Source organism: Bacillus vallismortis (assembly GCF_040784915.1).
GTDB lineage: Bacteria > Bacillota > Bacilli > Bacillales > Bacillaceae > Bacillus > Bacillus subtilis_G.
This window is the reverse complement of sequence record NZ_CP160797.1, coordinates 744165-765887: the sequence shown is the minus strand read 5'-3', so window position 1 is coordinate 765887 and position 21723 is coordinate 744165. Positions and strand designations below refer to the sequence as shown.

The 21723-nt window shown below is 45.8% G+C and carries 25 protein-coding genes; 3 read left to right on the top strand and 22 right to left on the bottom strand.

What is annotated here, in order from left to right:
- Nucleotides 1–2: 2 nt before the first annotated feature.
- From yesR to ABZM97_RS03865, 18 genes are all read right to left on the bottom strand, one after another.
- Complete coding sequence (yesR, locus tag ABZM97_RS03950; protein ID WP_087992486.1) at nucleotides 3–1037, bottom strand: rhamnogalacturonyl hydrolase YesR; 1035 nt, start codon at nucleotides 1035–1037, stop codon at nucleotides 3–5.
- Nucleotides 1038–1051: 14 nt separating this feature from the next.
- On the bottom strand, nucleotides 1052–1942 hold the full coding sequence (locus ABZM97_RS03945; RefSeq protein WP_253268899.1) for a carbohydrate ABC transporter permease: 891 nt from the start codon (nucleotides 1940–1942) through the stop codon (nucleotides 1052–1054).
- A gap of 3 nt (nucleotides 1943–1945) precedes the next feature.
- A complete protein-coding gene (locus ABZM97_RS03940) occupies nucleotides 1946–2875 on the bottom strand; it encodes a carbohydrate ABC transporter permease (protein ID WP_087992484.1) in 930 nt (309 codons plus the stop codon).
- Entirely contained in the window at nucleotides 2872–4155 is a 1284-nt protein-coding gene (locus tag ABZM97_RS03935; RefSeq protein WP_087992483.1) for an ABC transporter substrate-binding protein, read from the bottom strand. The genes ABZM97_RS03940 and ABZM97_RS03935 overlap by 4 nt, the downstream gene beginning before the upstream one ends.
- A 103-nt stretch (nucleotides 4156–4258) precedes the next feature.
- Nucleotides 4259–5365 (bottom strand): response regulator, encoded by a 1107-nt coding sequence (locus ABZM97_RS03930; RefSeq protein ID WP_367387242.1) that lies wholly within the window; start codon nucleotides 5363–5365, stop codon nucleotides 4259–4261.
- Nucleotides 5365–7098, bottom strand: coding sequence for a sensor histidine kinase (locus tag ABZM97_RS03925; protein WP_087992481.1), 1734 nt, complete (start codon nucleotides 7096–7098; stop codon nucleotides 5365–5367). Before ABZM97_RS03925 ends, ABZM97_RS03930 begins: the two co-directional genes overlap by 1 nt.
- Nucleotides 7095–7724 carry a YesL family protein gene (locus ABZM97_RS03920; protein ID WP_087992480.1) on the bottom strand — a complete coding sequence of 210 codons (630 nt, stop codon included), beginning with the start codon at nucleotides 7722–7724 and terminating at the stop codon, nucleotides 7095–7097. Before ABZM97_RS03920 ends, ABZM97_RS03925 begins: the two co-directional genes overlap by 4 nt.
- 115 nt (nucleotides 7725–7839) lie before the next feature.
- On the bottom strand, nucleotides 7840–8142 hold the full coding sequence (locus tag ABZM97_RS03915) for a YesK-like family protein (RefSeq protein ID WP_087992479.1): 303 nt from the start codon (nucleotides 8140–8142) through the stop codon (nucleotides 7840–7842).
- Nucleotides 8143–8164: 22 nt separating this feature from the next.
- Nucleotides 8165–8707, bottom strand: coding sequence for a GNAT family N-acetyltransferase (locus ABZM97_RS03910; RefSeq protein WP_367387241.1), 543 nt, complete (start codon nucleotides 8705–8707; stop codon nucleotides 8165–8167).
- A 122-nt stretch (nucleotides 8708–8829) separates the two neighbouring features.
- Complete coding sequence (gene cotJC, locus ABZM97_RS03905) at nucleotides 8830–9399, bottom strand: spore coat protein CotJC (RefSeq protein WP_087992477.1); 570 nt, start codon at nucleotides 9397–9399, stop codon at nucleotides 8830–8832.
- 14 nt (nucleotides 9400–9413) lie between these two features.
- A complete protein-coding gene (cotJB, locus tag ABZM97_RS03900; protein ID WP_010329138.1) occupies nucleotides 9414–9677 on the bottom strand; it encodes a spore coat protein CotJB in 264 nt (87 codons plus the stop codon).
- Nucleotides 9661–9909, bottom strand: a complete 249-nt coding sequence (gene cotJA, locus ABZM97_RS03895; RefSeq protein WP_003219489.1) for a spore coat-associated protein CotJA — start codon at nucleotides 9907–9909, stop codon at nucleotides 9661–9663. Before cotJA ends, cotJB begins: the two co-directional genes overlap by 17 nt.
- Before the next feature lie 149 nt (nucleotides 9910–10058).
- Nucleotides 10059–10490: a spore coat protein gene (locus ABZM97_RS03890; protein ID WP_367387480.1), complete on the bottom strand. Its 432-nt coding sequence runs from the start codon at nucleotides 10488–10490 to the stop codon at nucleotides 10059–10061.
- Nucleotides 10491–10811: 321 nt separating this feature from the next.
- Complete coding sequence (locus ABZM97_RS03885; RefSeq protein ID WP_087992476.1) at nucleotides 10812–11531, bottom strand: YebC/PmpR family DNA-binding transcriptional regulator; 720 nt, start codon at nucleotides 11529–11531, stop codon at nucleotides 10812–10814.
- Nucleotides 11532–11691: 160 nt separating this feature from the next.
- Nucleotides 11692–11871 (bottom strand): phosphatase RapH inhibitor, encoded by a 180-nt coding sequence (locus tag ABZM97_RS03880; protein WP_202328321.1) that lies wholly within the window; start codon nucleotides 11869–11871, stop codon nucleotides 11692–11694.
- Nucleotides 11861–13003, bottom strand: a complete 1143-nt coding sequence (locus ABZM97_RS03875) for a tetratricopeptide repeat protein (protein WP_367387240.1) — start codon at nucleotides 13001–13003, stop codon at nucleotides 11861–11863. The genes ABZM97_RS03880 and ABZM97_RS03875 overlap by 11 nt, the downstream gene beginning before the upstream one ends.
- Before the next feature lie 163 nt (nucleotides 13004–13166).
- Nucleotides 13167–13781 (bottom strand): alpha/beta fold hydrolase, encoded by a 615-nt coding sequence (locus tag ABZM97_RS03870; protein ID WP_367387239.1) that lies wholly within the window; start codon nucleotides 13779–13781, stop codon nucleotides 13167–13169.
- A 228-nt stretch (nucleotides 13782–14009) separates the two neighbouring features.
- Nucleotides 14010–14519 carry a spore coat protein gene (locus ABZM97_RS03865; RefSeq protein WP_087992473.1) on the bottom strand — a complete coding sequence of 170 codons (510 nt, stop codon included), beginning with the start codon at nucleotides 14517–14519 and terminating at the stop codon, nucleotides 14010–14012.
- A gap of 126 nt (nucleotides 14520–14645) precedes the next feature.
- On the opposite strand from ABZM97_RS03865, the gene ABZM97_RS03860 reads away from it, so the two are divergent.
- Entirely contained in the window at nucleotides 14646–15344 is a 699-nt protein-coding gene (locus ABZM97_RS03860) for a DUF421 domain-containing protein (protein WP_087992472.1), read from the top strand.
- Between the two features lie 57 nt (nucleotides 15345–15401).
- On the opposite strand, the gene ABZM97_RS03855 is transcribed toward ABZM97_RS03860, so the two are convergent.
- Nucleotides 15402–15728 (bottom strand): four-helix bundle copper-binding protein, encoded by a 327-nt coding sequence (locus tag ABZM97_RS03855; RefSeq protein ID WP_087992471.1) that lies wholly within the window; start codon nucleotides 15726–15728, stop codon nucleotides 15402–15404.
- Between the two features lie 237 nt (nucleotides 15729–15965).
- On the opposite strand from ABZM97_RS03855, the gene ABZM97_RS03850 reads away from it, so the two are divergent.
- Complete coding sequence (locus ABZM97_RS03850; RefSeq protein WP_087992470.1) at nucleotides 15966–16703, top strand: DUF4396 domain-containing protein; 738 nt, start codon at nucleotides 15966–15968, stop codon at nucleotides 16701–16703.
- 458 nt (nucleotides 16704–17161) lie between these two features.
- Here the strand turns inward: ABZM97_RS03850 and ABZM97_RS03845 are convergent, their stop codons facing one another.
- The 3 genes from ABZM97_RS03845 to ABZM97_RS03835 all read right to left on the bottom strand — a co-directional run bounded on the left by ABZM97_RS03845 (nucleotide 17162) and on the right by ABZM97_RS03835 (nucleotide 19545).
- Nucleotides 17162–18169 carry a hypothetical protein gene (locus ABZM97_RS03845; protein WP_253268894.1) on the bottom strand — a complete coding sequence of 336 codons (1008 nt, stop codon included), beginning with the start codon at nucleotides 18167–18169 and terminating at the stop codon, nucleotides 17162–17164.
- 104 nt (nucleotides 18170–18273) lie between these two features.
- A complete protein-coding gene (locus ABZM97_RS03840; protein ID WP_087992468.1) occupies nucleotides 18274–19194 on the bottom strand; it encodes a DUF5655 domain-containing protein in 921 nt (306 codons plus the stop codon).
- A gap of 12 nt (nucleotides 19195–19206) precedes the next feature.
- Nucleotides 19207–19545, bottom strand: a complete 339-nt coding sequence (locus tag ABZM97_RS03835) for a hypothetical protein (protein ID WP_367387238.1) — start codon at nucleotides 19543–19545, stop codon at nucleotides 19207–19209.
- Nucleotides 19546–19711: 166 nt separating this feature from the next.
- Here ABZM97_RS03835 and ABZM97_RS03830 point away from each other — a divergent pair, with 166 nt between their 5' ends.
- Entirely contained in the window at nucleotides 19712–21721 is a 2010-nt protein-coding gene (locus ABZM97_RS03830) for a T7SS effector LXG polymorphic toxin (RefSeq protein ID WP_367387237.1), read from the top strand.
- The last annotated feature ends 2 nt before the right edge of the window (nucleotides 21722–21723 follow it).

Sequence of the window (21723 nt, the reverse complement as noted above, 5' to 3'; positions counted from 1 at the left end):
CTTTACTGATACACGCGTTTTTTCGTTCTTAGCACATCAGCAAGAAAAGTCAGCGCAAGTCCCTGTCCCCATCCTTGTATTCGTTTGTAAGGCACCTGTTTGTATCCTTCGGCATTTTTCATGACGGCTGTTCCGGCCGATACCTTGCTGACCCGTCCGTCCTCTTCCACCGCATCCAAAATGGCGGCAAGCGATTTCTGCGCGTATTTTGTATACAGCTTTCCGTTCGGCAAAAGAGCAGATGCAATCCCCGCCGAAGCCGAAACCTCGAGATACGAATCCGGATCATCCAAAATGGTGTGCCAGAGCCCTGATTCATCCTGCAGCCGGACGAGCGCGCTCAGCTGGTCTCTGAGCGAGCCGTCAATGATCATAAAAGAAGGATGCGTCACCTCAATGAGCGGAAGCGCCTTCGCCATCGTAAGTGCGGCCCAGCCGTTCGCCCTGCCCCAATAAATCCCCGACAGATGATTTTGCGCTTTGTTGTCCCAGGCGTGGTAGTACAAATTCGTGACAGGGTCCTGAAGCACATCTTCATGTCCGTGGAACTGGCGCAGACCATCTTCAAAATAATCCTCACGCTCCATCACCCGCCCGATTCTCAGCATAAACAGCCCTGCCATCATCAGCGTGTCCGCCCATGCCTGCTCAGGAAACACGTATTCCGTCGAATTAACCGTATGCTGAAGGATCCCCTCGCCAAAGCGCGGCGCCTTATGCAGCACATATTCCGCCATCTCACCCGCCGTTTCCAAATACACGTGATCACCCGTCACCTTGTGGAGAAACAAAAGCGTATGGCCGATGGAAACTCCGTTGATCGAAAGCAGCGGCAGCCCATCCTCAAGCTGTTCATCAACCCACGTTTTTAACAGATTGATATATTCCTCGTTTTCCGTCGCTTCATACGCCTCCGCCACACCGTAAAACGCCACGCCGCCCGGCCAATCCCATGCAAAATCCATTTGAAATGTCCGTTTCACAATTCGGTCAATCACGGATGTAACCTTTTCTTCATCAAAGATAAGCTGTGCCATCTGCAACACTCCTTTTATTTTAATCCGGTCGTACTAATGCCCTGAACGATATATTTCTGAAACAAAAAGAAGACAAGAATCACAGGCAATAACGAGACAGCCGACATGGCAAACATCGCGCCCCAGTTCGAAGCTGATTCCGTATCGAGGAAAAGCTTCAGCGCGAGTGAAACAGAGTAAAGCTCAGGTTTATTCAAGTACAAAAGCGGCTGAATCAGCTCCTCCCACTTCCAATAGAAGGAGAAAATCGCAGACGTCGCAAGCGCTGGGGCAATCAGCGGCAGAATAATCCGCCAAAAGCAGGCAAAGCGCCCGCATCCGTCGATTCTCGCCGCTTCATCCAACTCCTCGGGAATCGTCCGGATAAACTGGATCATCAGAAAAATAAAAAACGCATGCCCGAAAAATGGCGGAACGACAATCGGTTTAAAAGAATTCAGCCAGCCTAATTTCGCAAACAAAATATACTGCGGAATCATCAGCACTTCATGCGGCAGCATTAACGTCCCCATCATGCAGACGAACCAAAACGCTTTTCCCTTAAACGGGATGCGCGCAAATCCGTATGCAATGACAGCCGATGACAGGACGGCGCCGATTGTGGACAGCCCGACAATGATCGCCGAGTTTTTAATAAAGGTCAGAAACGGCTGCCCCGCAATGCCCTTCCATCCTTCCGCATAGTTGCTGAGAATAAAAGGGTCGGGAATGAGAGAATGAGAGGTTGTAAAAATACTGGAGCTTTCCTTAAACGAGCTGACAAACAGCCAAATGACCGGGTACAGCAATAACACCGCCAGCGATGCCGTAAAAACATGGAACAGTATGCGCTTGAGCCTGACGCGTCCGGCTTTTTTTCTCTCAAAAACCGGGGCTTCTCTGACAGGCTGGTTGACCGGCTCCATCCGTCATTCCTCCTTTGACTCGTAATGAACCCAATAGGCCGATGTCTTAAACAAAATCAGCGTAATCAGCCCGACAATGATCAGCATGACCCACGCCATCGCCGATGCGTAGCCCATTTGAAAATAGTTAAACGCCCGCTGGAACAAATAAAGCGAATATAAAAGCGTCCCGTCAAGCGGCCCGCCCTCTCCCTTTGAAATGATATAGGCAGGTGTAAACGTCATAAAAGCAGAAATCGTCTGCATCACTAGATTAAAGAAGATAATCGGCGTGAGAATCGGAAGCGTAATTTGAAAGAAACGCTGCACCCGATTTGCCCCGTCCACACTGGCCGCTTCCAAATACGAAGACGGAATGTTTTTCAGGCCGGCCAGAAAAATCAGCATCGATGACCCGAACTGCCAGATGGACAGCAAAATCAATGTCCACAGCGCACTTGTCGGGTCCTGATACCAAAGAATTTTTTGATCAATCCCCACAAAAAACAGCAGCGCATTGATGACCCCGTCATTGCCAAAAATATTGCGCCACATAATCGCCACGGCCACGCTCCCGCCGATGATCGAAGGCAGATAAAAGAGCGTTCTGTAAATGGCCGTTCCTTTTGATGCATTGTTTAAAATGACAGCGATAAAAAGCGCGAAGCCGAGGCGGAGCGGAACCCCGGCAAGCACATACGTAAACGTCACCTTCAGCGACTGCCAATACTTTTCGTCACCCGTAAACATTTCCTTGTAGTTATCGAGCCCGATCCATTTCGGCGCCGTAAACAAGTCATAGCTTGTGAAGGACAGAAACAGGGACGCTCCCATCGGAATCACCGTAAAACAAAGGAACCCGATAATAAACGGAGAAATAAAAGCGTATCCCGCCAGATTGTCTTTTCTCATACTCCGGCTTTTTTTCATTGCGTCAGCCCCATTTCCCGTCAATTATTCCTCTCTAAAATGTCATTGGCCTGCTTCCGGAACGTTTTGGCGGCTTTTTCCGGCGATACCTTCTGAAACAGAATTTGATCAGACGTATCCTTCAGCAGCTTGATGACCTCCGCGCTTCCCACGGGCTCCGGCGGATCGGCTTTGCTGATGTGTTTTGAAGCGGTTTCTACATATTCAACGATATTGGCTTCTTCCTCATTCAGCTTTGGTTTAATCGCATCCGCCACTTTGTCGGATACCGGCACACCCCGCTCGCCTTTAATCAGCTGATTCGCTTCATCATTATTCACGAAGAAATCAATAAACTTCGCGGCCTCTTTTTTATGCTCAGAGCTTTTCGGAATCGAAAACAGCATACTCGGCTTCAGCGTCAGCGCCTTTTCCTTCATTTGCTCCGGCGGCAAATAAAGAGACAGCGGCGAGTCTGTCAGCTGGGCAAAACCCAAATATTGATTGGAGTAGTTCCACGTAATCGCCGACTTGCCTTTGACGATAAAGTCGTCCTCCATCCCTTTAATCTGTGCGCTTTCATCGGGCGTTGGAGATGTTTTCGCTTTCACCAGCCTCAGCTGCCGTTCAAAATAATCGACAAACAGCTGATCATCCTGATACGCGAGGCCTGTGCCGTCTTCTTTATAAAAACGCTCACCCTTCGTGCGCAAATAATAAGGGAAGAAAATATCAGGCGGATGCATGCCGTTGGAGCCGTAGACGCCGGCTTGTTCTTGAAGATCATACGCCAGCTTCTCGTAATCCTCCCACGTCCAGTTTTCCTGATTGACGGACGCACCGGCTTTCTTCAGCAAATCATCATTGGCAATCACAGACAGCACGTTGACGCCCAGCGTAAACCCATAGAGCTTATTGTCAATTTTTCCGCCCGACAGCATATTCTCGTCGATTGAACTGACATCAATCGTTCCATCCTTTGTATACGGCGTTAAATCTTCCAGCTGGTTCTTCTTGCCGTATTGTGCCAAATAAGCGGTATCCATTTGAATGACATCGGGAAGCTGGCCGGCGGCAGACATCGGCGCAAGCTTTTTCCAGTAATCATCCCAGTTCGCAAATTCTGCGTCAATATGGACGTGCGGATTCTTTTTTTCGTAAAGTTCAATTACCTTCGTTGTATAATCATGCCTTGGCTGCCCGCCCCACCATGCGATTCTGAGCGTAATGTCTTCTTTTTTCCCCGATGCCTCTTCACCCGCGGAACATCCGCTGAAAAAAAAGACGCAGACAAGCGACAGCAGCACGTAGCAAATCTTCTTCAAACCAATCCCCCCTTTAATGTAAGTGCTTACATTTTATTTTAAAGCGTTCAGTTAGGGCGAAACACTCAAAAAACAGTGGGGAAAGTAAAAAAAACAGAGATGGCTATCCTGCGGAAGCGCCTCCCTGTTTTTTTCTGAATTCTGACGGTGTCAGACCGGTATATTTTTTAAAGACGAGACTGAAATACTTCGGATTATCGCCAAACCCGATTTCTTCCGCGATTTCTGAGACACTCGCGTCCCGCCTGATTTTCATCTGCTTCATCGCATGTTCAAGACGCACTCGCGTCACGTATTGGGAAAATTTCTCGCCTGTTTCCTGTTTAAATAATTTTCCCAGATAATCAGGATTCATAAACAGCATATCCTTCGCCGCCCATTTTAAGGACAGATTCGGATTTCCGAGCTCATCGGCAACAAGCCTGATCATTTTTGAAATCACTGCGCTCCCGTGCAGGTCACCAGACGTTTCGATGGTGTCCCGAAACAGCTGCCCCGCGTGCCGGAGTTCTCCCGCCTGGCTGATTGCCATCCGATCGTCCCCGAAAACGTCCGCCGCCTTTTCAGCGGCGTTTTCCTCCACGGCGAGCACCGTCCATTCTCCGCTGCTGCAAACCGCTGTCAGCGCCGAACCGAATGTCTCTCTAGCCCCGGCATCAACAGGTTGTTCTCCTTTTAAAATCAGGAGGCGTACCTTTTTTCCGGCAAGTGAAGGCAGCGGTGACAGCTGGGCTACACCGGCGATCAAGCCCTCCAAGTATTGATCGGCGGCAAAGGAACGGATATGATCGAGCTCATGCTTCAGATGAGCGGTTCTCTTTTTCCGCACATCGAACTGCTTCAGCTCGGCCATGATCTCCTCCAGCGAGCTGATAATCTGCTGTTCATTGCAGGGCTTCAGCAAATAATGCTTTACCCCGTATTTCATGGCTTCCTTCGCGTACTCAAACTCTCCAAACCCGGATAAGACGATAAATTGAACCGACGGACTGGCGACTGACACCTTCTTAATCAGCTCAAGCCCGTCCATACCGGGCATTTTCACGTCTGTAATGACAATATCCGGCTGCTTGCTTAAGATCTTGTCATACGCTTCATTCCCGTTCTGCGCTTTGCCGATCAATGAAGCGCCAAGCGCCTCCCACTCAATGATTCCCGCCATTCCGTCAAGAATAATCCTCTCATCATCAGCCAGCAGTATCTTATACATCACGCCACCTCATTTCGGCACGGTATTGTGATCACAATCCTCGTTCCCTTGTCTTGCTCACTATGAATGCGCAAGCCGTACGGCTCTCCGAATGTCAGCTTGATGCGTTCACGAATATTCCAAAGCCCGATTCCTCTTCCGCCCGATGTTTCGAGCATCTGTTCATCCATGCCGGGACCGTTATCTTCGACCGTAATACAGGCACAGTTCTTCATTTTTTTCGCCTGAAGGCGGATGGCGCACGGCCTGGTGAAGGGCTCAAGCGCGTATTGAATCGCATTTTCAACCAGCGGCTGAAGCGTCAGTTTCGGAATAAGGCAATGCTTTACTTCTTCGTCGATATCCAAAGTAAAATTCAGGCGCTCTTCAAATCGAAACCGCTGAATGGTCATATAGTGAAGAACGATGTCCGCCTCCTCCTGAATGGTCACTGTATCTTTTTTCATATGAATGCTGTTTCGCAGCAGAAAGCCGAGCGATTCCACCATTTTTGAAATTTGCTTTTGCTGATTCGCCTTTGCCAGCCAATTGATGGACTCGAGCGTATTATATAAAAAGTGCGGGTTGATCTGGGCTTGCAGTGCCTTCAATTCGGTTTCTTTAATGATGAGCTGCTTTTCCACATTTTCTTCCATAAGCTCGTTAATCCGTTTCATCATGACAGTAAAATGGCGGTTCAGCATGCCGGCCTCATCCTGTGTATGTTCCGGCAGAGAAAGCGATACCCCAGCCTCAATGCCGCCGTCCTGCACCGATTTCATCGCGGACACAAGCTGCTCAATCGGCTCCGTGATGCTGTTGGCGATTTTTCTTCCGAAAAGCAAAACCGCACAGAAAAACAGGAGAAAACACGTGCCGATCACCGTTTTCATAAAGGAAATTTTTTCGAACATCTGATCAAAGGGGATGACGTTATAGTAGCTCCAATTTTGATAGGATGATTGAAGGAAAGAAATAAAGTAACGTTTGCCATTCTTTTTTATCAGGTCATAACCAGGGTGCTTCAGCGTCTCCTTTGCCGCCTCGGACGCCAACACCGAAGCATGTGCCGAGTACACCAAATTCCCGCCTTGGTCGGCGATCATGATGTCTCCGACCGCATCGCCCCAATCCTTTGGCAAATCACGAATCATCTGTTTCACCTTGACTTGAATCAGCACCATGCCCAAACCGTTCAAACTCAGCTGATGATAGGATCTGATCTGCCGCGCTGAAATGAGGACAGGATCTGAACCGCCGAGCGTCATCCAAAGATTTCTTCCATTTTTCGCTTTGGCTCGTGTAAACACCTCTTTCTGCTGCTGCTTCAAAAGATCTGAGGAACTGCTTCCGGCTGAATACTCTGAGCCGCGGGCGTCAATCAAATGAATGGAATCGATGTACTTTTCATCGCCGGCATATTCCGCCAGCTGATCCCACAGCTCCTGCTTCATTTGATACTGATCGTACGTATCATCACGATTTTGCATGCTCAGGATGCGCTGAATCTGTTCGTTCGTAATGATTTCATATGACACATCCTCTATCTTTTTCAGCTCGTCTTCGATCCTTTCAGAAGACATCCGCAGCACCTCCGACGACTTGCGGTAAATCTGCTCATCATACACATGAAAGGCGTACTGCACCCCGCTGTATACAAACAGAAAGGACACGGCCATAATCAAAGATAGAAACACAAACAGCTTATCCTTAATCTTCATCCGTCTGTACCAGCCCGCGACTCTTTTTTTCATGCCGCCTTTTCTTTTTCCTGACGCTGATCCATTGACCGAAACGCTTTAAAGGATAGCTTCGTTAAGATCAGGCTAAGTAAACTCCCGCTGAAAAACAGCAGAAACACAACATGAAAAAGCACGAGAAACAACACACCGACAGCGCCCGCCGCCATCATGAGCGTCACCGCCGGACGGCTGAAGGCAATCAAAAAACTGATGCTCAGCACTTCCCTGATTTTCACATCAAAATGAGAAAACACCGGAAACACGTACAGCACAACAAACGCGAAAATCAAGCTGATGCTCAGGAACACATTGACGAGCACAGGCTGATTCATCTGAGCCGCAATCCGCATATCCGCAAACAGAAACAGGCCGGCCGTCACAAGCATGAGCCCGAGAAGCTGCGATGCCCTCCACTCCTTTTGAAACGCCCGAAAAAAGACAGAAAACACCGGTGCATCCGTGTTCCCCTTCGCCCATTCTCTCGCCACTGAAAACATCGCGGCGGTAGCGGGCAACAGCCCAAACACAACCAGACCCGCAAGAGAAAACAAGAGCCAAAGCACATTCAAATAAGCTAGTCTCATCACCCACGTACAAAAACGATTCAGCCCATTCGTCACACTGTGTATCATTAACATCACCTTCCCGATTCAGAAAACGCTTTCATTTTAAAGTAATATGTATTTCTCTTTTCGAAAGAAAATTCCTGCCGCCCCGTGAAAAATTCGACATCTTTTGAGACAGCAGACGCCCTTATCTTTTCCTGTATCGCTGAATGGCCTTTTCGATCAAATATCCAGCAATAGCTCCGCAAATGACCTGAAATCCAAGCATGCCGAGCGCAGCCCCCTCCCAGCCGCGTACATACACGAGGCTGTACCAGATGGCAAGCACACCAAGGACAATCAGCCCGGCCAATATCCATTCCGGCCACCTTTTGTCAGGAAGCTTCCCCCGTACAAAAACGGATACGCTAGCGAACAGACAAGCCGTTACGATCCCTATCACAAAAACAAGTGACCCCATCCCATGTCCCCCCTTTTTAGAAAAAGACAAAAAAGCCTCCTGTAAAGGACGCTTATTCTGCCGCAAGCTCTTTCTCAAATAAATGATAACCGGATGCATCAGCACCCATGAACTCATATCCCATACGCCGATAAAACGAGTGTAAGGCGTCATTATCAGCGACACAGTCAAGCCGAATCCGTGTTTTCCCCGGATAGTAAATAGCCGTCTCCGCCCAATGAAGAACGCGCGCCCCAAGTCCTTGTCCCGCAAACCGGCGGCTGACCGCCAGACGATGCAAATAAATGGACGCCCCATGCCCATCGTCTCCCCAAAGCGTCTGATCCCACTCGCTCGGTTCCGGCAGCAGCATCACGACAGCCGCAAGCTCTTCACCTTTTTTAAACACAAACACATGTCCATTTTCAATTGAACCCATGATATCGTGTGTATCTTGCCCTTCCAGCAGTCCGCTCCATTGGTTAGAGCCCCGATCCCGGAGCCATTCAGCTGTTCGGACGAGCAGCCCGGTAATCGATTCTGCATCCTCATACACGGCCGGACACGCGCAAATTCCATCAGCTAGTGTTTCATTCGTAATCTTAAAAGATGACATAAAGGCCTCCCAATCCAAAAGTAAGCTTGCACACACCTTGATTATAATGCAGACCTTCCAGCAAAAACAGACATTTTCTCTGTATGTAAAAGGGGTGCATGAAAGAGAGGCCCGGCTGCCCGTTAGAAAAACTTCTTTTTATCCCGCTCTTCTTTTAAAATTTCAACCGCTTCTCTGAAGCGCATGGAATGCACAATTTCACGCTCACGCAAAAAACGCAGGGAATCATTCAAATCAGGATCATCGGAGATATCTATCAGCCATTGATACGTCGCCCGCGCTTTTTCTTCTGCCGCAATGTCTTCATATAAATCGGCAATCGGATCGCCCTTCGCCTGAATATAAGTCGCTGTAAACGGCACACCCGCCGCATTATGATAAAACAGCGCGCTGTCATGATTCACGTAATGTTCGCCAAGCCCCGCTTCACGCAGCTGCTCCGGCGTGGCGTCTTTAGTTAACTTATACACCATGGTCGCGATCATTTCCAAATGGGCAAACTCCTCCGTGCCGATATCCGTTAAAAGGCCGATGACTTTATCAGGAATCGTATACCGCTGGTTCAAATAACGGAGAGCCGCGGCCAGCTCGCCGTCCGCTCCGCCATACTGCTCAATCAAATATTTCGCCAGCGTCGGATTGCACGTACTGACCTTAACAGGGTATTGCAGCTTCTTTTCATACACCCACATTCAGGCATTCCTCCTTATACTTGCCACGGCCAAGGCCCTTGATTCCAATCCCAATCCTCGCCCGCGGGGCTGTTGCCGTACTGCAAAAGCGGTCCGTAAGAGGATTCGAACTTTCTTTTTAAGTGCCTTGAATAGCCGGAATATTGATTGAATTGCTTCAGCGCATCTTCATCGTGAGGATGTGTATCTAAATAAAGGCTCAGCTCAACAAGCACAAAATCCGCGGCTTGAATTTGCTCAAGCTGACGGTAATACTCGGCATCAACCTTTTTTGCCATGTGCGTCTCCCCCTCGATAAGGGTTTTCATAAAAATCATAGAGATCCTTCCAAAGGGTGCCTTTCCTTAAAGCCTCCATCGGCGAAAACTGCTCCATATGCTCAGGCTGAAAGGTCATATAGAGATTAGGCGGCGTTCTGTAATATTTCTTCCCTATGGGCGGACAGGGATCAAAACGGCTGTGAAAGGGCGTGTATGATTTAACAGGCGTAAACGGCTGCATATCCTTCATTCCCGCTCCTCCTTTCTTAAATACAATGACCTTAATAGGTATGAGGCAGGAGGTATGATTATGACCGAAAACGCAACTGAGCTTTTTCATTTCAATTAAAAGATAAAAAACACCCTTGGTCTGCAAGAGTGTCCCTTTTTACATCATCTTTATTTATAGCAGTCTTTTCCCCAGTGGCCCATATGGTGGTGATTATCTTTTCCTTCATGATGATGGGGATTATCCTCTTGATGATGTGGATTCCCATCATTCTCATGGTACATGCCGTAGCTCGGAGAACTTACAGATCCCGGATAGCCTCCGTCTTGCATGCCGTAGCCCGGGTAGCCTCCGCTTTGCATGCCGTAGCCCGGGTAGCCTCCACTTTGCATGCCGTAGCCCGGGTAGCCTCCACTTTGCATACCGTAGCCCGGGTAGCCTCCACTTTGCATGCCGTAGCCGGGGTAGCCTCCACTTTGCATGCCGTAGCCGGGGTAGCCTCCGCTTTGCATGCCGTAGCCCGGGTAGCCTCCGTCTTGCATGCCGTAGCCCGGGTAGCCTCCACTTTGCATGCCGTAGCCCGGGTAGCCTCCGTCTTGCATGCCGTAGCCGGGGTAGCCTCCGTCTTGCATGCCGTAGCCGGGGTAGCCTCCGTCTTGCATGCCGTAGCCCGGGTAGCCTCCGCTTTGCATGCCGTAGCCCGGGTAGCCTCCAGCTTGCATGCCATAGCCTGGAGAAACGCCAAAACCAGGTCCGCCATAGATATGTCTTGTATCCATATCAGTCATATTCACTCTCTCCTTCACATAGGTTACAGTCCAGAGTATGAGAATATCTTACAGATCGTATAGGCGGCCGCCCATTACAGCTCATACAAATTCAGGGGAAAAGAAAAAAGCAGGCCATCACAGCCTGCTCATTTCTCATTCACCTAAATCAACGTTGTGGTACACCTGCTGAACATCTTCCAAATCCTCTAATACATCAATCAATTTTTCAAATTGTTCCTTCGCATCATCCGGAAGCGTCACTTCACTTTGCGCAAGCATCGTCAGCTCGGCAACAGTAAATTCCTCAACGCCCGCGTTTTTAAACGCTTCCTGCACCGCATGGAATTGATCCGGTTCTGCATATACGATGACGCTCTCATCTTCTTCTAAAATGTCACGGACATCGACATCGGCTTCCATCAGAATTTCAAGCGCTTCGTCAGCTGTTTTGCCATCCACACCGATAACTGCTGTCGCGTCAAACATGTAAGCGACAGATCCGCTTACACCCATATTTCCGCCGTTTTTCCCGAACGCCGCACGCACTTCCGGCGCCGTACGGTTTACATTATTCGTCAGTGCATCAACGATGATCATTGATCCGTTCGGTCCGAAGCCCTCATAACGAAGCTCATCGAAATTCTCTTCCGCTCCGCCCTTCGCTTTCTCAATCGCACGCTCAATGATATTTTTCGGCACGCTGTACGTCTTCGCGCGCTCAAGCACAACCTTCAGCGCCTGATTGGATTCCGGATCAGGCTCGCCCTGCTTGGCCGCCACATAAATCTCACGGCCAAACTTGGCATAAATCCGGCTCGTATTCGCGTCTTTAGACGCCTTCTTCTCTTTAATATTGTTCCACTTACGGCCCATGATGCTCCACTCTCTTTCATATATATCTATCTACATATTGTTATTCACTTTATCCATTATACCTCAAATGGTTTGTTTGTTTCGAGTGTCTTGCGTTAGAAATAGAAGGAATGCAGCGGTGTAAAAGGATGAACTTCTTCCGTAAAGCAAGAAAAAAGCCCTAGCTAAGGGCTTTCTTCTCCTGATCAGCAATACTATTGTGAGGGGAATGATCGATATACGTCGTGTTTCGATCCGTTGATTCCTTAAAATCGCCGGACTTTGTCAGGAAAGGAACCGAAATGCTTCCGCAAATCAGGGTAACAGCAAGGCACATCATCACTTTTTTCTTAATAAGCATATAAACACTCTCCTTTTTGAATATCTTCTTGGGCTTTCAGCACTTTTCGATAAAACGCGGCAGCGTGTTCAAAATGACAGCGGCTCTCAAAAACAGCGGCAGCACTTCGGGCACATGCTTCAATGTAAGCGTGCAGGTTCTTTTTTTCAAAAAAGTTTAAAAGATCATAAATTTTGCTTTCGTCAACAGCCTCTTTGTACACGGCCTGCAAGAACGTATATAATTCTTTATAGAATTTATAAGACGTCCGTTGCGGATATGTTGTAATATGTGCTAATCCTTCTTCTATTGACTGAAACGCCTCTTGTTTCCGGCCAGCTTTACATCGTGTCCAGCTTAAACCTAACAAGACTTTCGGAAGCAGATCAGGTACCGTTTTCCTGCTTACTTTCGCCGCTTTTTGATAGTGTTCTACCGCCATATGATAGTCTCCTGATCTGTCATAGCTGTTCGCGATGTTCAACAAAGAAATGGCGATAAACCGGTCGTTTTGGATGTCCATTGCTAATACCAACGCCGCTTCTAAATGCGGGAGCGCTCTGTCATAATGCTTGAAGTCATCATAGTTTCCGGCGATCACAAACAAGCTTTGTATGGTTCTAACACTGTATAGAGGATGTTTTTGATAAATGTCTAAAGCTTGAAGGATATGATGCATCGACACATGCGTTTGCTTCATATGGTAATACGCTTCCGCCACTTTAAAATGGAATTCCGCTTTCTCGATTTCATCTGACACAAACGGCAGCTCGTTCTCCGCCTCGCGATAAAACCCGATCGCTTCCACATATTCTTTCTGATCAAATTCATACATGCCGCGGAAAAACAAAGAGTAGTATTTCAAAAGGCCTGTGAGTTTTTTCTGAGGAGTTTCAATCGTTTTCCGAAGCTCTGTCACTGTAGGGCGATTCCCGTATGTTTGTCCCGGCTCTAAATAATCCAGCATCAGCTGGTGCCGAAAACACATGAGAGAATAATAGATCAGCAAATCCTGATCCTCTTCCATCTGCTGAATGTCCTGCTCCACCTCCGCTTTGAGAATCTCAGCATCCGGAACACTAAATTGACGAATCATCTTGTACCATTCATTAATCTTAACACCAACACGCGAAGACGGTATGGCTTGACTCAACGGCTTCCCTCCCTCTATGTAAGATATGTCATATTTTATCAACCCAAAAATTTGAAAACAAGATAAAAGGAAGAAATTGTTTTTTCATCCTGTCAATTCGTTTTTCCGTAAACAACAAATGCCTGACAGAGAAATCATATCGGAAACTGTCAGGCATTACGTGTTATCCATTCATTTGATTCATATGGGCCGCAATCTCTTGAGACACCAATAAAGGATTGTCCAGCATGGAATAATGGCTGCATTCCGGAAGCACTTTAAACGTGGAATTCAGGACCGTTTCCTGCAGCTTGAATCCCCAGTATGGAGGAAGGTACCGATCATATTGTCCATATAAAAACGTGGCCGGTACGCGCACTCCCTGAAGCCCGGGAACCACATCTTCTGTTTGATGATGTTCAAGCGCGAGGGAAGCTTCCTGTAACTCCCTTGGTCCGTTTTCATGGTCAAACGGCGCGATAAATGCTTGAAGAATCTCAGGGGTAACCATCTGCTGATGAAAGACCCCTTCCCTGATCATCCGCTCAATGAAATATGGAGACGGCTCAAACTCAGGCGCTGTCGGATACCGCAGCGATACAACTTTAGGCAGCGGCCAGTTGCTGAAGGTCACGTCATCAATGACAACAAAACTCTCTACCCGATCCGGATACTGGACAGCTAATATTTGAGCGACTCCTCCGCCCAGATCATGCCCGACAACGTTTACTTTCTGAATGCCAAGCATATCAGGAGCAATAACAATGTACTGCTTTGCCAGCTGCGGAATCACATTCATCCACAAAAAAGAGTTTGTCGGAATTCCATGTAACAGAAAATCGTTTTGCTGCCGACACCTGCAGTCCGGTAAAATAATCTGTGCTCCCCAACCTGAATTTCTTTCTGAAGCATGTCCAAGCAAAAGCACCTCCTCAAATAAAATTCATTATTTGGGGTTCCCTTTTTATGTATCTTTCACTCAAAAAAGCCTTTCCATTTGATCATTGGAAAAGCTTTCACCTATGGTTCACTCATTCCCGACATGCTGATAGTGCTGCAGCGTCAGCCGCTGCATTTGTTCACTGGCCATCGGAACAAATTCACCATTTCCTCTTCTGATCAGACGGGTATACAGCATTTGCAGCGCGGCATTTTGGAAAGACATTTGAAGATGAATATTCCTCACGTTAGGATGTTTCATCATTAATGCCGAATTAAAATTATCGCTTCCCATGAGTTTTGCGGTCGACCTAGCCTCCAGAGCGATATCTTTTTCAGCAGCCGAAAGAGCTCCTGAATGCTGGTGAAAATGAACGTGCGGCATTTCAGGCAAATACACCTCACTCGTTTGATCCGGATTGATCAGTGCCAGCATCGCCGTGACATGAGTTCTTAAAAGATTCGCATGCAGGTGGAGCAAATCCCTCAAATCGCGATGCCGAACAGTAGATCCGTATGCTTTCAGCTTAGAAATCACACCTTCATGGGTGCTCAAATGCTCTGCCATTATCCCCAGATCCGCGGCAGGAAGTTTCATATGAACATCCCTCCTTTATTGTCTATATAGGCTATGAACGATTGAAAAAATGGTGCATTGTTTTCCCAAAGAATGATGAAAATAAAAAACATATGAATCGAATCTATATAGAAGGAGCTTTCGCCAATGCCTATTCCTCAACTGATCATTAGACTGATCATCGCCTTTATCACCTTGTTGGTGTTAACGAGACTGATGGGCAGAAAAGAAATCGCCCAGCTGACCTTTTTTAACTTTGTTTCAGCCATTTCCATTGGAACCATCGGAGCCTCGCTTGCCATTGACTCCACCCTCAACATCAGAAATGGATTCATCGCCCTGTTTGCCTGGAGTGCTTTTACAATCATCGTCGGATTTCTGGATATTAAGTTCCCCGCTTTTCGGTTTGCTGTTGAAGGGCAGCCGGTCATCTTAATAAGAAAAGGTAAAATAATGGATAAGCAGTTAAGAAGCGTCCGTCTTGATCTCGATGCTTTACAAACCTTACTGCGCAAAAAAAATATATTTTCCTTAGCCGATGTCGATTATGCCATTTTTGAAACGGACGGCAGTTTATCCGTCCTGAAAAAGCAAGCAAAACAAAACGTGACGAAAAAGGATATGAACGTTCAAGGAGAAAATGCGAAGGTTTCCCATCCCGCTTCAGTCATAGCCGATGGGAAAGTGAGAGAAGACAACTTGAAAAAATTGAATCTGAACAAACAATGGCTGATGGACCAGCTAAAAGAATCTGGCATCCAACATCCTAAAGAAGTATTTTACGCAGAAGTTCAAACAGACGGCACTCTGTATATTGATAAAAAAGAAAATTCTCCATCTGAATAAAAAAGGGCTTGAAACAGTCTCATCTCCACTATTTCAAGCCCTTGTTTGTCTCAATGTTTAAACCGCCTGTTTACAAGCCTCGGCACAGGAAAAACAAGCCTCGGCGCAATCCTGGCAATGCTCTTTGTCATGCTTTTTGCATTCATTTCCGCAAGCCTCACAAATCGCCGCACAAGCCTGTGTCAGCTCAGAAACAAACGGCGTGCCTCTTACAATCGCTTGCGCAACATACGCACAAATATCAGCACATTCCCGGTCCAGCCGAATGCAATCCGCCATCATATTTTCATTTTCTTCTTTTAAACAGGCATCATAGCAATGGTTGCATGCCACCATGCAGTCGTGCAGCGTCTCAACTAATGATTGATATTGTTCATATGCCATTCGTAAACCTCCTCAAGAATGATTTCATTTATACCATATCCACTTCCCCCGTTTGTAAAACATGACTCCCTTATCAACAAAAAAGGCCTATAGATACGTTGCGGCATAGGCCCCCTTGTTGATCCGTTCTCAAACTGGAAGGCGTGTTTTTATTTGTCTTATTCTAAGGAGTCAGACCTGTTTTAACAACAGGGGTACTGGGTATCGTCGGAATATACATCAAAACGGAGGTTGGTTATGAGTACACTCGATGTGATAGCTTATACCGCGATACTTTTAGGAGTTTTATCTTTTTTCACTATACTCGCAGATGTGGTTAGATACCCGCAAAAGATGAAAATTATGAGTGTGGTTTGGCCAATACAAGGACTCTATTTAGGGCCATTTGCGATTTGGTTTTATTGGACGATGGGACGTCAAACGAAAAACCAAAAACATTCACAAATGAATACGAATCACGGGGAACATTTTCATCATAGCACTCATAAGGAAATGAATCATCAAAGTCACGGGCACGGTAATAAGCCCTTCTATCAAAGCGTTTTTGTTTCTACAAGCCATTGTTCCAGCGGATGTGCTATCGGGGATCTTATTGGCGCACCTTTGGTTTTTCTAACAGGTCTTGCGATTGCGGGATCAACTTTATTTGCGGATTATGTCGTTGAATTCATTCTCGCATACCTATTCGGGATATTTTTCCAAGTCTTTTCTATTGTTCCAATGAATAAAGGAATGGGCTGGGGAAAAGGTTTTGTGGCTGCCATTAAAGCAGACACGTTATCCTTAATAGCCTTTGAAATCGGCATGTTCGGTTGGATGGCAATTGTTCATTACGGAATTTTTGCCTCTAATGCGCCTGAACCTAACGATCCCGTATTTTGGTTCATGATGCAAATCGCCATGATCTTAGGAACAGCAACAAGCTATCCCGCAAACTGGTTCCTTGTTAAAAAAGGCGTTAAACATGCAATGTAGCACTTAATATATGAATCATAAAAGGAAATTTATAGATCAAAAAAAGAGTAATCAACGATTGTTGTGAAAACCATGCTTTTCTGGGATAAAAGAGAAGTCTATGTATTGATACATGTTGTCGGAACAAGGATTTTCTTCGTACCTCATTCGCCCGCTTTTTGAGAAGATTTCTTGTACGGAACATCGACGATATGTTAAGAAAAAAATTACGGCTGTCGACATTTTCTCGGCAGCCGTTACTTTCAGAAAAGGAGAGATTGGAATATACTGTTTGCCATATAGTCTGAATGATCCCAGTTTGCCTTAGCTGATGGACCTGCCCCTGAAATGTCATTACATCCGCAGAAACTAGTGTCATCAAATGTTACTCTTTTCATTATCAATAACCGCTATCAAGCTGAAGTTAACAAATTCTATTATTCAGCCGAAGGAGATTTTCAAGACTATAGCTTTGGACTCTAATCAACCACAACAAAATCCTGAACCTTCACCTGTTCCTCAGGCAAATCAAACTGATAAAGCTTCTTCTTAGATTTAATATCAAACACACCCACGTACCCGCCAATGCCCTTCTTATGCTCTTCCTGAGCAACAATATACAGTTGATTCCCCTTAAACTTCGCCTCCATATAAGGGAATTTCAAATCGTATGCGTGAAAAGAAAAATCCTTCCCATATTCCAGCAAGTTAGCCTCACCCTCTTTGTCTTCATACGTCACGTGAAAATGGCCGCTTTCTTTGTCATAGTACACGGTATCAGCGTATTCAAGATCATCGGGATACGGAATATATGTCGTCTTCCATGTCCCTTTTTCAATAACAGTCAATTTGTGCTCCGAGCTCGCGACAATAAAATTCTCGGAGTCTGCGAATGTATCTGCGTATGAGGCTAAACCCAGAGTCTTAACAATTTCCTCTGTTTTTCTATCGATCACATAAAGAGACATGCTTTGGATGATATAAATATAGTTCTCATCATTAGAACCCATCGTGACAAGCGAAGGCAAAGTAAGACTATATTCCTTTTCCGTTTTTCTATCGTTTATATGGATCTCATTCCCCGTCGTATCAACGTTATAAGCCTTTACAGAAACATCCTTCCCCTCATACCAAAACGCAAATGGATCTGATAGCGGATGCTCTTTGATCACATCCTTCTCCAGCGTGTAATAAAAAGACTCGTGCTCCGCTAATAACACAAGGTCTGTTGATGCGTCAGATTTCGTTTGAATATAAGGCACATCCGCCACCTTGAACGTGCGCCTATTAAACCTGTCGCCTGTTGAAGTCGAAAGCAGCGTGCTTTCTTTGATGAAAGGATTGGAGTAAATAAAAAAGATGCGGTCTTCTTCGGGGTGTATGGCGGAAGACTGGACAGGATGCGTATTCTTATTTTGAAAATAAATATATACAGCCAATATAAAAACACTTGCGCACAAGCCCAATAGTATAAAACGCTTTTTCATATAAACAACTCCCAGTATATGGTTCAAAACTCTATATCGTTTTCAACATACTCTGTACATTTCCCTTGTAACCCCATAAAAAAAGAACTCCTCAATGGAAGCCCTCACTTATTTTTCTCATAGGATTGCTTGATCAATCCCATGATATATTCAATGTTTTCGTCGTCTTTTATAAAAATTTCATAGTCGCCATTTCCCCAGTGGCCGGTCTCAGAAACATCGCGCATTCTCTTTTCCGGATCGTGCAATTCTCCCTTTTTCATATTCACCCACACCTTAAGCCCGCTTTTTAAAAGAGAAATATCCACGAAGTTCCGCTTATTTGACGTAAACGCGATATAAATCTTCGTCGATTTGATTGAAATATGATCATCCAAATTTAAAATGAACTCCTTTAGCTGCTGATAAAGCTCTGTGGTGTCAAACGGCTTATCTGCAAGGTGATCCTCTTCAGAAAACACTTTAATTTCTTTACTGACCTCTTGAATGGTCTCACTTTGCCGCGAAATGGTCTTAATCGACTCGGATACGCCATCCGCTTTCATTTGGTTCATATGAATCAGATCATTTTCGTATCTTTTCATCTCCCACAATTCAATTGGCAGATCTTTAAAATGGATGGATTGCTTTTGATACACCGTAAAAACAGGGGAAATAAAAATGACCTTCGACTGCGACCAGTCCACATCATCCCGCTTTAACGGACGATCATGATTCTCATTGTATTCAAGAATAAAATCAGCTTTATGATTAAGCATCGCCGCTAAATAAGCATACCCCTGGTCGACAACACTAAAGTTCTTCGTATTTTTATACTCGATAATCACAAAAGCGTTCGTCTCATCATCAAACGCCAACGTATCAATGCGGAAATGGCTGATCCTGAATTCCGATTTCACAAACCTAAGACCCAACATCTGCTGAAGATTGGCTTCACATAAATCCTGAATCTCTTTTTCTTTTTTAAACGGTTTCTCACGAATATCTTCGATTTGGTTTTGATTGTTTACTTTATAGAGATACATGCTGGGCTCCTTTTATTTTACTAGTTCCATTAGGGTTTCTAAGGATAGACTCGAAACCGGATTTTGCGTTTTCGTTTTCAGCGTATTGCCAATCAAATAAGAATAATCACGGCACTCTGCCAATTGAAACCGAACTCTTTTATTCATTTTAGTGATCTTGGCGGGTTCATCAGATTCCCAAGCGTCTACGATCTTGTAAACATTTAAAATCACACCGCTCCGAACAACAATTGCCCGTTTACATTCCTTTGCTCTGGACAATTTCATATCCCAGTTCCCGCAGGCGCGGTTCGTTAGCGTGTCGTCTTTTTGAATATCCTTTATCTTTATGATTAAGAATTCTTTATCCAAATGAGCTCTTCCCCTTTTTATTGATCTATCATCATCATATCAAACCTATGTATATAGACACACGCCTAATGACTCATTTTTCCGCCAAAACATGTTCTCACAGCCTCTCTCATCCCGCTTCGTGGTAAAATTTTGATATCGAGCGAACAAAAGAAGGGAAATGGTCATGAAAGTATTTGAAGCGAAAACACTGCTTTCGGAAGCGACAGATCGTGCAAAAGAGTACAAAGAACTAAGAACGCAAATGGTTAACTTGAGAAAAGCGTTAAAAAGCGTTGCCGATCTAAGTGACAGCGAATTCTCAGGAAAAGGCGCCAGCAACATCAAAGCCTTCTACCACGACCACGTCGGCGCCACCGACCAATGGATCGACTATATCGACATGAAAATCGCATTTTTCAACAGCATCGCCGGAGCCGCGGAGGACAAAGGCATCTCTGATGCATACATCGAAGAATCCTTCCTTGAACATGAACTGGCAAACGCCCACAAAAAATCGAAATCCATCATGTCCGAACAGAAAAAAGCAATGAAAGACATCTTAAACGATATCGACGACATCATCCCGCTCGACCTGTTTTCAACAGAAACCTTCAAAGACGAGCTGGCCGATGCCAACGACAAACGCAAAAAAACACTGGAAAAATTGGACGCCTTGGACGAAGACCTGAAGACAGAATACGCCCTGTCAGAACCAAACGAACAATTTATCAAGTCCGACTTCCAAAAGCTCCAAGAGGCAACGGGCAAAGGCAAAAACGCCACACCTATCCACTACAACGCCAAGGCATATCGTGAGAGTGACATACATAAGAAAAAAGGCGACATTGAAAAGCTGACGGATGCTTACTTGAAGGTTAAGAAAGAGGAAGCGAAGGAACGCGAGATTGAAAAACTGAAAGAAAGACTGAAAAACTACGATTATGCGGATGCTGATGAATTTTACTCAATGGCAAAAACGATCGGCTATGAAAATCTGACAGTAGAACAGCAAAGATACTTCACCCAAATTGAAAACACGCGTGAGCTTGAAGCAGGCTTCAAAGGGGTTGCCGTCGGCCTTTATGATTCTGGAAAGGATGCGGTCGTAGGCCTGTGGGATATGGTCACAGATCCTGGCGGAACCGTTGAAGCGATTACTGGAGCGGTGGCTCACCCGATCAAAACGTATGAAGCCATTTCAGCGGCAATCGAAGAATCGTACCAAAAAGACATGGTGAATGGCGACACCTACTCAAGAGCAAGATGGGTGTCATATGCGGTTGGCACTGTTGTCACATCAGTTGTCGGCACAAAAGGCGTTGGCGCCGTCTCTAAAACAGGCACAGCTGCCAAAGTGACGACCAAAGTCAAAACAGCAGCAAGCAAATCAGCAAAAGCTCAAAAAGCCATAACAGTCTCAAAACAAACCATTGATCACATCAAACAAAAAGTAAACACAGGCATTGAAATATCAAAAAAACACGTCAAAACCAAATTAAATCAAATCGGAGATCTCAAACTTGCGGATATTCTCCCCTATCATCCCCGTCACGACTTAGTGCCGGCAGGCGTTCCTTACAACGCAGTCAACGGGGTCACACTTAAAGAAGGACTGCAGAAATTCGCCAAAGTCATCCTGCCGAAACCGTACGGAATCTCAGCAAGCGGAAGACGAACACCAGCGCCACATGTACCGCCGGTAACCGTCAAATACGGCGAGCATTACGCAAAATGGAGCAGAAAGAAAGTGCTGAAGCCGAATATCGTTTATAAAACAAAAGAAGGCTACACGTACACCACAGACAACTATGGTAGAATTACAAGTGTCAAAGCCGACTTGCAGATGGGAGAAGCAAAACGAAATCAATATGCACAATCAAACGCTGGAAAGCCCCAAGACCGAAAGCCCGACGATGACGGAGGCCATTTAATCGCCACCCAATTCAAAGGTTCAGGCCAGTTCGACAATATCGTGCCGATGAATTCTCAGATTAATAGGAGCGGCGGGAAATGGTATGAGATGGAGCAGGAGTGGGCAAAAGCTCTTAAAGAAGAACCTCCCGAAACAGTTAGTGTGCAAATAGAAAATGTTTATCAAGGCGATTCATTGAGACCAACTTTATTTAAAGTAAAGTATAAAGTTGGTGATGGCAGATATAAAAATATGACAATAAGAAACCAAGCAGGAGGTTGATA